Origin of the sequence: Galbibacter mesophilus, assembly GCF_023721415.1 — a bacterium.
Lineage (GTDB): Bacteria > Bacteroidota > Bacteroidia > Flavobacteriales > Flavobacteriaceae > Galbibacter > Galbibacter mesophilus.
Genome location: NZ_JAMQVC010000003.1, coordinates 126,266 through 139,176 on the forward strand (window position 1 = coordinate 126,266; position 12,911 = coordinate 139,176).

At 36.8% G+C, this 12,911-nt stretch carries 13 protein-coding genes; 4 read left to right on the plus strand and 9 right to left on the minus strand.

Features of this window, described 5'->3' with window-relative positions:
• Positions 1-64: 64 nt before the first annotated feature.
• From NDQ75_RS12355 to NDQ75_RS12380, 6 genes are all read right to left on the minus strand, one after another.
• The gene (locus tag NDQ75_RS12355; RefSeq protein ID WP_202029556.1) at positions 65-709 is read right to left on the minus strand and encodes a hypothetical protein; all 645 of its coding nucleotides are present in this window, start codon (positions 707-709) and stop codon (positions 65-67) included.
• A gap of 161 nt (positions 710-870) precedes the next feature.
• Positions 871-1,728 carry a hypothetical protein gene (locus NDQ75_RS12360; RefSeq protein ID WP_202029555.1) on the minus strand — a complete coding sequence of 286 codons (858 nt, stop codon included), beginning with the start codon at positions 1,726-1,728 and terminating at the stop codon, positions 871-873.
• 631 nt (positions 1,729-2,359) lie between these two features.
• Entirely contained in the window at positions 2,360-2,839 is a 480-nt protein-coding gene (locus tag NDQ75_RS12365; protein WP_202029554.1) for a hypothetical protein, read from the minus strand.
• A gap of 148 nt (positions 2,840-2,987) precedes the next feature.
• Positions 2,988-3,482: a hypothetical protein gene (locus NDQ75_RS12370; protein WP_202029553.1), complete on the minus strand. Its 495-nt coding sequence runs from the start codon at positions 3,480-3,482 to the stop codon at positions 2,988-2,990.
• A 274-nt stretch (positions 3,483-3,756) separates the two neighbouring features.
• A complete protein-coding gene (locus NDQ75_RS12375) occupies positions 3,757-5,211 on the minus strand; it encodes a glyceraldehyde-3-phosphate dehydrogenase (protein ID WP_202029552.1) in 1,455 nt (484 codons plus the stop codon).
• Between the two features lie 134 nt (positions 5,212-5,345).
• Positions 5,346-6,752 (minus strand): S1C family serine protease, encoded by a 1,407-nt coding sequence (locus NDQ75_RS12380; protein WP_202029551.1) that lies wholly within the window; start codon positions 6,750-6,752, stop codon positions 5,346-5,348.
• A gap of 309 nt (positions 6,753-7,061) precedes the next feature.
• On the opposite strand from NDQ75_RS12380, the gene dapF reads away from it, so the two are divergent.
• The 4 genes from dapF (at position 7,062) to NDQ75_RS12400 (ending at position 10,176) form a co-directional block, all read left to right on the plus strand.
• Positions 7,062-7,838, plus strand: coding sequence for a diaminopimelate epimerase (gene dapF, locus NDQ75_RS12385; RefSeq protein ID WP_202029550.1), 777 nt, complete (start codon positions 7,062-7,064; stop codon positions 7,836-7,838).
• Positions 7,838-8,362 (plus strand): GNAT family N-acetyltransferase, encoded by a 525-nt coding sequence (locus tag NDQ75_RS12390; RefSeq protein WP_202029549.1) that lies wholly within the window; start codon positions 7,838-7,840, stop codon positions 8,360-8,362. Before dapF ends, NDQ75_RS12390 begins: the two co-directional genes overlap by 1 nt.
• Positions 8,362-9,405 (plus strand): endolytic transglycosylase MltG, encoded by a 1,044-nt coding sequence (gene mltG, locus NDQ75_RS12395; protein WP_202029548.1) that lies wholly within the window; start codon positions 8,362-8,364, stop codon positions 9,403-9,405. The genes NDQ75_RS12390 and mltG overlap by 1 nt, the downstream gene beginning before the upstream one ends.
• 120 nt (positions 9,406-9,525) lie before the next feature.
• Positions 9,526-10,176 (plus strand): lysozyme family protein, encoded by a 651-nt coding sequence (locus tag NDQ75_RS12400; RefSeq protein ID WP_202029547.1) that lies wholly within the window; start codon positions 9,526-9,528, stop codon positions 10,174-10,176.
• A 69-nt stretch (positions 10,177-10,245) separates the two neighbouring features.
• On the opposite strand, the gene NDQ75_RS12405 is transcribed toward NDQ75_RS12400, so the two are convergent.
• From NDQ75_RS12405 to dnaA, 3 genes are read right to left on the minus strand one after another with little or no spacing between them, the layout of a single operon-like run.
• Positions 10,246-10,968, minus strand: coding sequence for an SAM-dependent methyltransferase (locus NDQ75_RS12405; RefSeq protein WP_202029546.1), 723 nt, complete (start codon positions 10,966-10,968; stop codon positions 10,246-10,248).
• A 34-nt stretch (positions 10,969-11,002) separates the two neighbouring features.
• On the minus strand, positions 11,003-11,464 hold the full coding sequence (locus NDQ75_RS12410) for a low molecular weight protein-tyrosine-phosphatase (protein WP_202029545.1): 462 nt from the start codon (positions 11,462-11,464) through the stop codon (positions 11,003-11,005).
• On the minus strand, positions 11,464-12,891 hold the full coding sequence (gene dnaA / locus NDQ75_RS12415; protein ID WP_202029544.1) for a chromosomal replication initiator protein DnaA: 1,428 nt from the start codon (positions 12,889-12,891) through the stop codon (positions 11,464-11,466). The genes NDQ75_RS12410 and dnaA overlap by 1 nt, the downstream gene beginning before the upstream one ends.
• Between the last annotated feature and the right edge of the window lie 20 nt (positions 12,892-12,911).

The window sequence follows — 12,911 nt, forward strand, 5'->3', positions numbered from 1 at the left end:
GTATTTTTTCTTTGGTTTATGCGGTTAAACCACTAGTTTTTATGAACATTATGGACAGAAGATTTTATGATACGATTGCATAAACCACGAACCAAAAAATAAGTCCAGAATAAGTTAAAAAATGTAACCCTCTTAATCGGATGATATCATAAACGAATAATGATATCCATAAAGCAAGCCAGATGATAGGTGCAACAACTGCTGCATTTGTCCCTGTATTCATTCCTACTCTGCTTAAAAGAGGTTCCATCATTAAAAGAATAGCAACAAATATAGAATGTTTATGCAGTTCAGGTTTATCTCTTTTTAGATATGCCAAGCCAATTAGTAAAATAAAGAAAGGAAAGAATATTCTATTGGCTTTTCCGAAAAAAGGCAGTTCAGAGTAGGGAACGTCAATGAAGTTTAAATAGCCTATACTTATTATAACTAAACAAGCGATGAAAAAGCCAATGATTCCTAATTTTTTATGAGCTTTAACATTCAATTTTCGAATGTGATTTGTTTGAATTACAATTGTTGTATACCACCAGAACATAATTAATCCGTGAATGATATAAATGGGGTTACTATTGCTCTCTTGATGAATATCAAACAAATAGTTGTCTGAAAAAGCTATTAGTCCTAGAATTAGGATAATAACACTTAATACAAAAAAATAGTTTTTGGTGTAAAGATTATTCCTTTTCGGTTTTTTAGCTTTTTTCATGGTTAGTTAAATTAATATCAACGGTTTCGGCTATGAGTAGTGCATGGTTTAGCACTTAATTTTGCAAGTACACACCAAACTGAAAATCCGTGAGTCCCGAAGCTTCGGGATTCAGAAGTAGGCGAGAACAAGCAATTACTTATAGCTATTGTTACCCAATGTTATTGATTTCCTTCAGCAGTTCTTGTTGGTTTAAAAAAGTCATAATTTATACTAAAACTAATCCAAGGTTTATCATTGTATTTAAATCCATTCCCCAAATCTCCAAATCCTTTGTCCCAGCCCACTATAAATCCGGGCGATATATCTCCAAATTTAAAAGAAAGACCTAAACCGTAAGTCAGTCCAGTTCCATTTTCAAGTTTATCAGCATCCATTATGTTTGAATTATTAGCAGAATTATAATTTAAGGAAGTTACACCAGCAAAACCAAATGGTGCTACATAAAAAGGTCTTACAGAAGAAACTCTCCATTTCCAACCAATAAATGGCGCAATATTAAAATCTCCGTCAATTATTGCTTCAGGTGCATCGCCTTTTTTCAAACGATATTTAAATGGGGCTGTTAGTAAACCTGAAAAAACATCATTTGCATACTTGTAATATTCTGTTTTAGTTTCATTATCTATAATGTCAACTGCAATCCAAAAATTTTGGTCATAGTCAGATTCATTTACAGTTTTTCCTGCTCTGGGATAAAATTTAGAACCATCAGCCAATAATTGAACTTTATTCTGGTTTTGTTTTTTACTATTTCCTGGTATGGTGATTAATTGATATTTTACTCCACCTACATCTTTTTCTGGGAAATTAACTTTTCTAAAATATACTTGATAGTTTATTTTTCTGTAATCTTGAAAATTTGGGTTTAAATTGTCATCTGCATAAATCAAATAATCATTTCCGTTTTTCTTTACTCTTAATCCTAAAGGCGCATCAAGGTTTTCATTTTGGTCTTGTCCAACAACAAATGTTGATGTGAAAATTGTTAGAATAGTTAATACGATTATTTTTTTCATTGGTTTTGGTTTTAGTGTTGGTTTGGTTAATGTTGGGTAACGAAGTATATAATCACGCAATACTTATATACCTCATATCCATTTCAACTGAAACAAACATAACTACTATATATAATCTCCTAGTAATGTAGAGATTACATCAAATCAAAAATTTCAGTATTAACATTGAAATTAAAATGATAAGCCCCATTCATTAAACGATAAGGTCAAACGGTCAATTTTTTCGGTTAAATGGCCTTCCGTTTAGGTAGTATAACCATCCGTTTAGGTGTTTTAATGAAGTTTTTAGCCTTTGCACCTAAACTTTTAGGTGCAAAGGTTAAAACTTTAGGTAGGGTCATTAAACTTTTAGGTTAATCACCTAAAAGTTTAACGAATGAGGCTAAACGTTTAGGTCTGGAGGCTAAAACTTTAGGTCCGAGACCTAAAAATTTAGGTGTCGGACCTAAAATTTTAGGTGTTACACCTAAAAAGATAGCCGTGGCACCTAAAAGTATGGGTGCCACGGCTAAATGCGTAGTTAGAAGCTATGTTACTCGATAATCGAGATTTAAATGTCCCGAGGCTTGCCTCGATATTAAATGGTTTTCTTAAAAATGCCTCATGGGATTGCCCTAAAGCTCTTTACTCGTTAGTTTCCTTCTTCGCTGGTAAAACGCTGCTTGGCAGACCTTGGAAAAAACTGACTAATTTCGGCTACCTTCTCGGTATAGCCTGGTGCCCCTGCTTCTTTTTTGTACTTTGCATGGTTGTAGTCTAAAAGAGCATCATGGTAATTGTCATAATCATGCAAAATCTTGGTGCTTTCCATACGGTAGCCAATACCTTTTATTCGTGCTCCTGCGTTCTCATAAAAAACCCTCGCTTCACGGTCGCTTTTAAATTCAGTCCAGTCAATGTCTTTGCTGCTCAGTTCAGGATTACGCTTATGATGGTCGTACACCTTATCTACCACCAATTTATTAAGCTCGTTAATAGAACCGTATTTAGTTCGCTCTTCCTCGGTTAGTGCTACTAACAAGCCCTCTGTAGCTTCTTCCAACTCTTTAATTTTTAAAAGAATGTTTTGCATGATTTCCGGAGTTAACTTGGTTTCAATTACATTTTTCATAAAATAAATAGATATTAATTAATAATAGCTTCAATGTAGCGCTTTATTTCTATTTATTTAGCTTAAAAGATGTTAAATGACGCTTATAATCTATAACGTATAACAACATCGGAAAAAAAACATGTAGTTGCAGCGGCCGTTGAGAATACTATTTTATCTCAATTTCAGCCAAGAAATTAAACTCACTGTTTTCTCCATTTTCAGATTTTATTTCCTGTCCTTCGTAGGTAAGTTTAGTTGGAATAAAAAATGATACTTCGCAAGGAAGTTCTTCCAGTCTCGCATCAAATTCCAAATCGATTGATTCAGTTTCGTTTAAATTAATAGTATAAGTAAAGTTTGACTGATATGGAATATTAAGTAAAAGAGTATGGTTGTATTTCGTACTGTCATCTGAATCAATACCTTCCCTGGGAGGTAAATACTGGAAGTCAGGATTCGGAAAGTTGCCTTCTACTGTTATATTTTCTGGATTTATGGTGCCATTTTCAATTAGGTTCGTGCCGTCTTGGTCCACTAACCGAATTAACAAACTAGAGACCATAGGGTCAAAAAGAGCACAATCAATTTCTTCTCCATCATCATCATTCGAACAACTGAACATTAAAATGCTAATAAGTAAAAGGGTAAAGATTTTTTTCATAATAAAGCTTTTTAATCAGATGTGCCTATAATCAATTAGTTGCGTTTAAAAAGAGTAAATAAACTGAATCAATCTATTTTTTTTTAGCTACAACTGTAAAATTCCCGTTTACTCGCTTTTCAGCAAAACCTACTTTCAAACATTGGGACTTTAGGGATGGAAACTGAAGTTTTAAACAAAGAAACCTAAAAAATAACCACATCACCAAAATAATTGGATGATGTGGTTTGTCATTTAAATCCGGATGTTATAAATCTTAGCTGAAGTCCGTAGGCTAGTAATAGGTAAACCTTCTTACATTGGCAATGTATTTGGCAAGCCTAATTACTTGATGGCTATAACCGTATTCATTGTCGTACCAAATGTACAGCACCAAATTTTTACCATCTGCCGAGACAATGGTGGCATTGCTATCGTAAATAGAGGGGGCAGAGGTGCCAACAATATCCGAAGAAACCAACTCGTTGTTCAGCGAATACTTTATTTGTTCTACCAAGTCACCTTCCAAAGCATATTTCTTTAGAATGGCATTAATGGCATTTTTAGAGGTGTTTTTTTCAACCTCTAAATTCAAAACAACCAAGGAACCATTGGGAACGGGTACGCGTATGGCGTTAGACGTTAATTTACCTTCCAAAGAAGGCAAGGCTTTGGCTACCGCTTTTCCAGCGCCGGTTTCGGTAATCACCATATTTAAAGCGGCTGCGCGCCCTCTTCGGTATTTGGTGTGCATATTATCTACCAAGTTTTGATCGTTGGTGTAGGCGTGTATGGTTTCCAAATGTCCTTTTACAATACCAAGCGAATCTTCAACAGCTTTTAGAATGGGAGTAATAGCATTGGTGGTACAGGAAGCGGCGGAAAAAATATTCACTTTCTTAGGGTCGTATTCCTTTTGGTTTACCCCATAAACAATGTTCGGTACATTTTTTCCGGGCGCTGTAAGCAATACCTTTTCGGCCCCTTTGGATTTTAAGTGTCTTGCCAGTTCCTTATCGTCACGAAAGGCTCCTGTGTTATCGATAATTAATGCCTTTTGTATTCCGTAGCTGGTATAATCAATATCTTCCGGTTTTGCAGCGTTTATAAACTGAACGGTAGTACCATTTATTATTAATGCTTTTTTCTTGAAATCTACTGCCACGGTACCAGGAAAGAAGCCGTGCACCGAATCGTTTTCCAATAAGGAGGCCCTTTTCAGCAAAACGTCATCGGTAAGTTCGCCACGGGTAACAATAGCGCGAAGCCTCAACTGGGAACCTATGCCGGTTTTGGCCATAAGTTCGCGTGCCAGCAACCTACCAATTCTTCCGAAGCCATACAGCACTACATCTTTAGGTTGAATCTCTTTGCTTTTGTGGGCGCCTTTTAGTTTGTCAATCACAAAGGAAGTGGTGTCTGCATAAGCCGAAGGATCCTCCAAGTGGAATTCATAGGTAAGTTTACCGATATCTATTTTAGCAGGAGGGAGGCTCATATTGCTAATGGCGCGTGCAATATCTACAGAGTCGAAAATAGAAATGGGTTTCTGTACAAATTCGCCCGCGTATTTGTGCAAGTTCATTATCTCGCTAACGCTTTTGTCAATTAATTGGTTGCGGAACAATACCAGTTCTACGGAATTGTCGTACCACAAATCGCTTGCAATTTTTATGAATTCTACGGTTGCCTTTCTGCGGTCTGCTTGAAAAGCCAATTCCTTTTCATAAGAATCGTTTTTTACTGCCATGATGTGTTGTCTTAGTTTGTGTTTCGATGTTTAAACTTTCGGCAAAAGTATATATTTCAAACGTTTTCGTAAAGGATTTTTAATAAAAAAAAGAGTCCCGCTAAGGACTCCTTTATTCTTCTATGTTGTAAACGCTAGTTTCTGTAAACCAAACGTTCTTTGTTTCCGTTTTCATCCATAATAACCAAGCTCATCATTCCGTAGGATTTTGCTTTTTCTACCGCTTTCTTGGCATCGTTGATGTTTTTTATTTTATCATCGTTAATACCTACCAAAAGCTTTCCATTAATACCCAATCGGGTGTTGTATTCATTGCTGCTGCTTATCACGAGACCGTCTTGGTTGTTGTAAAATTCCCTGTCGGATTTTGTTTGCTCCTGAAGGGAAATTCCTATTTCATCAATAGAATAGATGTAAGAACTATTATTGATGAGTGTCACCGGAACACTTATGGCTTCATCGTCACGAAGGATGGAAAGTTGCACTTCGTCATTAGGTCTTTTGCTTCGGAGATACCCCGTAAGGTCTGAAAACTTACTAATTTTAATGTTGTCTATCTGTTTGATGATATCCCCGCGGCGTAATCCTGCTTTATAAGCTCCCGATTTTTTGAAAACTTCAGCGATTAAAATTCCTTGCGACTCGTTGATATCTTCTAAACGACCATTAACAACGGCTAAATCTTGTCCTTTAATTCCTAAAGTTCCCATCTGTACGTTACCAAACTCCATGATGTCTTCCACCACTTTTTTGGCAATATTGCTGGGTACAGCAAAAGAATACCCAATATAAGAACCTGTTTGGGAGGTTATAGCCGTATTTATACCGATTAGATCGCCGTTGGTGTTCACCAAGGCACCACCGCTATTTCCTGGGTTTACCGCTGCATCGGTTTGAATAAAAGACTGGAATTTACCGTCGGTTTCATCCAAATCCCTTGCTTTGGCGCTAATAATACCAGCCGTAACCGTAGAAGTTAGGTTAAACGGATTCCCAACTGCCAATACCCATTCACCTATTTTGGTATAATCGGAATCTCCAAATGCCAAATAAGGAAGGTCTTTATCGGCTTCAATTTTTATAAGGGCAATATCGGTCTCTGGGTCGGTACCCACAAGCTCCGCTCTGTATGATCTGTTGTTGTTTAAAGTAACTTGTAATTCCGTAGCATTGGCAATTACGTGGTTGTTGGTGACAATATAACCGTCTGGAGAAATAATCACTCCAGAACCCGTTCCCACATGGGCGCGGGGTTGTCCGCCAGAACCGTAGAAATACTCCATAATGTTGGATGGACCGCGACTAACGGTCTTATTTTTAACGTGGACTACCGCATGCACCGTTTTAGAGGCAGCTTCCGTAAAGCTTACATTTTCTTCATTTTGTAATGTAGTTGGGTTGTAGCTGGCAGTAACAAATTTTGGTTGATTTTCCTTGTTTTCCACTACAGTGACTTCCTTCTCAAAAGCGTATTTGTAAACGCCCAAGGTAAGCGCACCCCCCAGCATAGAAACTAGTAATAAACTCAAAAATTTTTTCATGGCTATTTTATATAAATTTATTGCATTCCACAAATCATGGTGTTTCACCATAGTTGGTGGAATAGGTTACACTTAAATTTCTAGTGTTTCTTATAGCAAAGAACTATAAAAGAAACCCTTTAAAAATACTTGATAATTCAAGGTTTTTTTCAACTTTAACGCACTTTAACAATGGTTTAAACGAAAGCAAAATTGTATATTTGCCAAACAGGGCAAAATTTGAAATAAATGCTTTGTCCATTAGGGTTTTAGCGACTTTTAAAAATGCTTACAACCTGTCAATTAGTTTAAAATCGTGCATTTAATAGAATGAAAATTACTTTTTATAAATATCAAGGAACTGGAAACGATTTCGTAATGATCGATAATCGTCAACATACATTTCCCAAAAATGATACCAAACTTGTAAACCGGCTATGCGACCGAAAGTTTGGCATAGGTGCCGATGGATTGATTTTGTTAGAGAATTCTGAAGAAGCCGATTTTAAAATGGTTTACTTCAATGCTGATGGAAATGAAAGCTCAATGTGTGGTAATGGCGGAAGGTGTTTGGTGGCTTTTGCTGAATTTTTAGGAGTTATCAAAAGCGAATGCACTTTCGTAGCGGTTGATGGTTTGCATCATGCAAAAATATATGATGGAATAGTGAGTTTGGCAATGCAAGATGTACCCAACATCGATATTTTTGATACTTATTCATTTTTGAATACAGGTTCTCCGCACCATGTGCAATTGGTGTCAGACTTGCCAAATCTGGATGTAAAAGTGCATGGCGAGAAATTGCGTTACGGAAAATATGGTAACGCGGGTAGCAATATAAATTTTGTAGCTCAGGAATCTCCAGATGTGTTTGCCGTAAGAACATATGAACGCGGAGTGGAAGACGAAACCCTTTCTTGCGGAACGGGAGTTACGGCAGTGGCGTTGGCTATGCACGAAACTAAAAAGACGTCCAGTAATAAAGTGACACTTAAAACGCCAGGTGGCGAATTGCAAGTGTCTTTTGAGAAAAACGGACAAGGATATAAGAATATTCATTTGGTAGGACCAGCCACGTATGTTTTTTCAGGCGCAATTACAGCTTAATGATCACACTTTCAGGAAATACAGTCTATTTAAGGGCTTTGGAAGCCGAGGATTTGGATTTCCTCTATACCTTGGAAAATGATGAAAAGGTGTGGGAGGTAAGTGAAACGCTGGCACCCTATTCCAAATTTATTTTAAAACAATACTTGGCGAATAGTCACAAAGACATCTACGAGGCTAAACAATTGCGTTTGGCTATTTCCAATTATTCGGATACGCTGCTTGGCTTTATCGATATTTTCGATTTTAATCCGAAAAATAAACGTGCAGGCGTGGGGATTATAGTTTTGGAGGAAGCCAACCGAAATAAAGGTGTTGGTAAAGAAGCTTTGTCCCTGTTGATTGAATATGCTTTTAACCATTTGGATATGCATCAATTGTATGCCAATATTTCAGAAAATAATAAACCCAGTATCCATCTTTTTTCAAACTTAGGGTTTGAAAGAGTAGGGGTAAAAAAAGATTGGAACTATACTTCAGGAAAATTTCAAAACGAAATCCTATATCAAAAGATCAATAAATAATGTATATAAGAAAAATTTTAGTGGCCGTGGCGCTCATAGGTGCAGTGCTCGGTTTTGTTTTTGTGTATTATGTGTATAATGCTGTTTTTTCACCCAATACAGCTTTTCAAAATGAAGAGGCGTACGTGTATATTCCTTCCGATGCCAATTTTAAAGAGGTAGCAGATCAGTTGGAACCACTGCTTGAAAATATGGCTACATTTGAAAAAGTAGCAGAAAGAAAAGGTTATATAAGCAATATAAAAGCTGGAAAATATGCCATTAAAAAAGGGATGAATAACAATGAAATCATTAATTCCCTTCGTAGCAGAAATATTCCTATAGATGTTTCTTTCAATAATCAAGAGACGTTGGCTAAGTTGGCTGGTAGGATTTCTATGCAAATTGAAGCAGATAGTATTTCCTTACTGAATAGTTTTAACGAAGCTAGCTTCCTAGAAAATACTAAATTCAATGAAGAAACGGCGCTGGCCATGTATATTCCCAACAGTTATGAGTTCTTTTGGAATACCTCTGCGGAAGGATTTCGCGACCGTATGAGTAAAGAATATGAAAGGTTTTGGAATGAAACCCGTTTAAAAAAGGCTGAAAGTATAGGTTTAAAGCCTTTAGAAGTAATTACGTTGGCTTCTATTGTGCATAAAGAAACGGCTATGGTAGATGAGCGCCCTCGTGTTGCTGGCGTTTACATGAACCGCTTGAAAAAAGGAATGTTGTTGCAAGCAGATCCAACGGTTATATTTGCTAGTCATAAAACATCAGGAGATTGGGACAAAATAATTAAAAGAGTACTGTATAAAGATTTGGAAATCGACTCTCCTTATAACACATATAAATATGCTGGATTGCCGCCCGGACCCATAGCGATGCCCGACATATCTGCGATTGATGCTGTGTTAAATTATGAAAAAAATGATTATTACTATTTTGTAGCAGATGTCAAAAACTTTGGATATCACAAATTCGCGAAAACCCTTTCCCAGCATAATGCAAACAAGCAAGCTTATGTAAAATGGATGAATTCGCAGGCTATAAACCGCTAATTTAAACTTTAAGATTACTTTAACTTATTGATTTTCTGATTATTAAAAAAGTCGTATATTTGCCCGCTCAATTTTAAGCAATCAATCTATTTGATGTAAGGCTTAAAGAAATGGTAAATTATGAAAAAAACAATATTAAAATTCAATGTTTTAGTAGCTGTTTTAATTTTAGTAATTGTAGCAAGTTTAGGTTTTACTTCCACAAAAAAAACCAATGTAGAAGTTCATGAAATTAATAAAATTTCGGCGCCTTTAGCATATTCAGTTGTAATGCTGGATAATGAAGAGGAGGCTGATGAGGTGATCCGAACTCCTTTTTTAGGGAAATCCTTCAACGGCTTTAAAGAAGCCTTGGCTTTTAAAGAGTCAAGAGGTGATTATTTTACGGTGAACCAATTGGGGTATATGGGGAAATATCAATTTGGTGCCTCTACCTTAAAAACAATCGGAATCGACGCTAATGTTGATTTTCTTAACGATCCGGAATTGCAGGAACGTGCTTTTATTGCCAATCTTGAAAGAAACAAGTGGGTGTTAAGAAAGGATATTGAATGGTATGTAGGCCGAGTTTTTAATGGAGTTAAGGTTACGGAGTCTGGTATTTTGGCTGCCGCTCATTTGGCAGGTCCAGGAAATGTAAAAAGATATTTGCGCACACACGGGGCTAGTGGTTTTGCGGATGCAAACGGAGCTTCGATACGTTATTACATGCGTAAATTCTCCGGATATGATGTATCTCACGTAAAGCCGAACAGAATGGCGAAAATTTAAGAGTATAGCTATTAAAAAAAAACAGTTTATGAATAAACCTTAAAACGGAAGTTTTGAGGTTTTTTTGTTTTAAACGGCATGTAAAATAAAGATTGTGGGTCTTTTATGAAGGTTTACGTTCGCACCTTTCCACTGATGTACTTCTTGGGTTTTAATGAACTCTGAAGGAAGCGTTATGTCTGTCGCAACACAGAGCTTTGTATTTCCAGCCAGTATTCCTGTTATATCTGCCAGAAGTTTGTCGTTTCGATAAGGCGTTTCCATAAAAATCTGTGATTGATTTAATTCTTTAGAGCGCTTTTCTAAAGCTTTAAGTGCTTTTTTCTTTTCAGATTTATCAATAGGTAGGTAACCATTAAATGCGAAGCTTTGTCCGTTCATCCCACTGGCCATTAAAGCCAATAGAATGGACGATGGTCCTACAAGCGGGGTTACTTCTATGCCTTTTTCATGAGCAATAGCAGCAACATCAGCTCCAGGATCTGCTACTCCGGGACAACCCGCTTCAGAAATAATGCCTACATCGTGACCATTCAAGCATGGAGTGATTAGGGTTGGGATTTCTTCAGGTTGGGTGTATTTGTTTAATACCTGTATTTTAAGGTTTGGTTGCGATTTTTTCGGACTAATTCGTTTGATGAATCTCCGCGCCGTTTTCTCATTTTCAACAATATAAAAATCAGTGTTTTCAATAATTCTCTTAATGGAAAGTGGAAGTACTTCTAAAGGTTCTACATCTCCCAAAGTGGTTGGGATTAAATAGAGTTTGCCGATTTTGTTGTTTGTAGCCATGGGTAGGAGTTTACGGCTCTAAGATACGAAGAAACTACAAATTGGAAATCTCTTTTACAATTACGTCTGTGGCTTCGTCTAGCATTTTGTAAACATTCTCAAATCCCATTACACCGCCGTAATATGGGTCGGGAACATCAAGGTTTTCACCTGGGGTGAGTTTGTTAAGAATGAGATGGACTTTCGCTTTGTCATCCTCGTTTCTGGCCTGCAGGATGATGTTTTTGTAGTTGCTGTTGTCCATGGCGAAAATCAAATCAAAATCGTCAAAATCTTGCTGGGTGAATTGCCTGCCACGTTGATCGGTGATGTCGATATTGTATTTTGCAGCTATTTGAATAGATCTTGGATCTGGTTTCGAGCCAATATGGTAATTGGATGTTCCAGCAGAATCTACAAATACTTTTTGCGGGTTTACTTTAGATTTTAGAATACCTTCTGCCAATGGAGATCGGCAAATGTTTCCCAAGCAAACCATAAGTACGCGTACCTGCATTATTGAGCGAATTTTTTATTTAGATCGTCGATGTATTTTCTAAATTGTTTATCAGTTTCGGCGAGGTTATCAACAGTCTTACAGGCATGTAGCACCGTGGCATGGTCTCTTTTCCCTATTTGGGATCCAATGCTGGCCAAAGAAGCTTTAGTATATTTCTTGGCAAAGAACATGGCTAATTGACGTGCTTGAACAATATGTCTTTTTCTCGTTTTTGACTGAAGAGTTTCCACGTCCATTTGGAAATAATCAGAAATTACTTTTTGGATGTAATCAATGGAAACTTCACGCTTGGTATTTTTAACAAACTTCTCAACAATCTGATTGGCGAGTTCTATGGTAACTTCTTTTTTATTGAAAGAAGATTGTGCAATCAAGGAAATGATAGCACCTTCCAATTCACGAACATTGCTTTTAATATTTCTTGCCACACATTCCACAATTTCTTCTGGCATTTCCACACCGTCACGATATAATCTATTTTTTAAGATCGAAATACGTGTTTCGAAATCGGGACTTTGCAATTCGGCAGACAAGCCCCATTTGAATCGGGATAGCAAGCGTTGTTCGATATCCTGCATGTCCACCGGAGCTTTGTCCGATGTGAGGATTACTTGCTTTCCATTTTGGTGCAAGTGGTTGAAAATATGGAAAAACACATCTTGAGTACCTGATTTTCCAGAGAAAAACTGAACATCATCAATTATCAACACATCTATTAGTTGATAAAAGTGAATAAAGTCGTTTCTGGTATTTTTCTTTACAGATTCAATATACTGCTGGGTAAATTTTTCCGCAGAAATATATAAAACCGTTTTTTCAGGATACTTATCTTTTATCTCTACCCCAATGGCGTGCGCCAAGTGCGTTTTTCCCAAACCAACACCACCAAAAATCAATAAAGGATTAAAGGAAGTCCCTCCGGGCTTATTGGCAACAGCTAATCCAGCGGAGCGCGCCAATCTATTGGAGTCGCCTTCTAGAAAATTATCAAAGCTGTAATTGGGATTAAGTTGGGATTCAATTTTAATATTACGGATTCCTGGAATTACAAAAGGATTTTTTAATTCCGGATTCTTATGTTTAACAGGAACGTCTAATTCTTGAGGTTGCATGTTGGCGCGATTGGAACTTGGAATACTCTCTGTAAACGGCTGTTTATTTCCGTAGGTGTTTTCCATTCTAATTACGTAAACCAACTTTGCATTTTCACCCAATTCTTTGGTAAGGGCAACTTTTAAAAGTTTAACGTAATGTTCCTCAAGCCACTCATAGAAAAACTTACTGGGAACTTGTATACTCAAAGCATTATCTGTTAACTTTACAGACTTTATGGGTTCAAACCAAGTTTTGTATGCTTGAGGTTGTATGTTGTCCTTTATGAAATGTAGACAATTTTCCCATACAGATTCCGCAGTTACGTTCATTCTTTGATTAAATTTTTAAA